Source organism: Mesorhizobium comanense (assembly GCF_005503535.1).
GTDB classification, from domain to species: Bacteria; Pseudomonadota; Alphaproteobacteria; order Rhizobiales; family Rhizobiaceae; genus Mesorhizobium; species Mesorhizobium comanense.
Genome location: NZ_SCNN01000072.1, coordinates 1 through 1,587, shown reverse-complemented (window position 1 = coordinate 1,587; position 1,587 = coordinate 1). Strand labels below are relative to the sequence as shown.

At 60.1% G+C, this 1,587-nt stretch carries 2 protein-coding genes; both read left to right on the top strand.

What is annotated here, in order from left to right:
- The coding region (locus FFS37_RS36610) for a heavy-metal-associated domain-containing protein (RefSeq protein WP_137935556.1) at nt 1–276 on the top strand (276 nt) is incomplete at its 5' end.
- 19 nt (nt 277–295) lie between these two features.
- Nucleotides 296–1,587 (top strand): DUF4396 domain-containing protein (locus FFS37_RS36415; protein WP_232375920.1); only part of this gene is annotated, 1,292 nt, incomplete at its 3' end.

The window sequence follows — 1,587 nt, the reverse complement described above, 5'->3', positions numbered from 1 at the left end:
ATGAGTTGTGGTCACTGTGCCAGCACGATCGAAAAGGCCGTAAAAAGCGTCGATCCGGCAGCTCGGGTGGCAATCGACCTCGGATCATCGACGGTCGCCGTGGAGACCAAGGCGGACGAAGCCGCAATCCGCGATGTCATCAGGTCTGCCGGCTACGACAACGAAAATTTGGCTGCCTCAAGTTATCAAGCGCGGCCGGCGCGGATCATAAACGCGCTGGCCGCGTTCATTTACACTGAGGCTTGGTACGCTGGGCCGTCTGATAGAATACGGTGAGAAACCAAGGGCGGACCTCATGCTCATCCAGCCAATCGATTATTTTCTCGTTGCGTGGTTCGCGATTGCCGCCGCCTCAACACTCTATGTCGGCTTTGATCAGTACCGCAACAACCCCGAACCGGTGGTGATGAAATGGGGTTTCATTCTCGTCACTCTCTATATGGGTCCGCTTGGACTGCTGCTTTATGCGCTTGCCGACAAGGAACCCCGCCCGGGCGAGCACGAGGACTTCACCAAGCCTCTGTGGAAGCAGGGTGTCGGCTCGACGATCCACTGCGTTGCCGGAGACGCGACTGGCATCATTCTCGCCGCCGTCATCACCGCGACGCTAGGCCTGCCGATGTGGCTCGATCTCATCGTCGAATATCTCGCCGGCTTCGCCTTCGGACTGTTCATATTCCAGTCGCTGTTCATGAAATCGATGATGGGCGGCACCTATTGGGAAAACGTCCGCAAAAGCTTCCTGCCAGAGTTCATCTCCATGAATTTCATGATGGCCGGCATGGCCCCGGTCATGAGCTTTCTGATGATGGGCCGCGACATGCGCGCAATGGAGCCGACGGAGCTTTTGTTCTGGGGCGTGATGTCGATCGGAGTCATTGCCGGCTTTACCCTCGCCTACCCGGCCAATATCTGGCTGGTCGCACGCAAACTGAAGCATGGGCTGATGACGGTGCGCCCACAAACCGCCGAATCCGATCAGGACACGAAGCATGGGCATGCGGGGGCATCTGGCAAGGCGGAAGAAGGCCATGCCGGACATGCCGGGAAGACCGCGCCTGCGAAAGCACCGTCACAGGCGAAGGCATCGGCTTCCCATGCAGCACAGCCTCAGCCCGCCAAGGGGCAACATGCCGGGATGGAAATGCATCAGGCTGGCAATCACGCCCAGCACGGTCATGACATGGCTTCCCACGCGGGCAAAAAGAGCGGCGGCCATCAAATGGAGACGGACGCCACGACGCCGCAGATCACCGCCCTCGGCGTGGTGTCCCTGATCGCGCTCACGATCGGTATGATGGCGCCGGCGAACTGGTTGAACCTGACACTGTCGGCCCGCGATGTCGGCGGGGCGATCATGCCACCCGGCATGATCACGGACCGCGACACGCCGGCCACAGCAATGCGCGACATGGCGGCGGTCGATCCCAGGCTGGTGAGCTTCAAGGCTGATCCTGCGGCGCAAGGAGGCACCGTCCTCGAACCGCGAATCGAGAACGGCGTGAAGGTATTCGATCTCGAGGCTTCGGTTATCCGCTGGTCGATTCTGCCCGGAGTGACGGTCGAGGCCTTTGCCTACAACAAGCA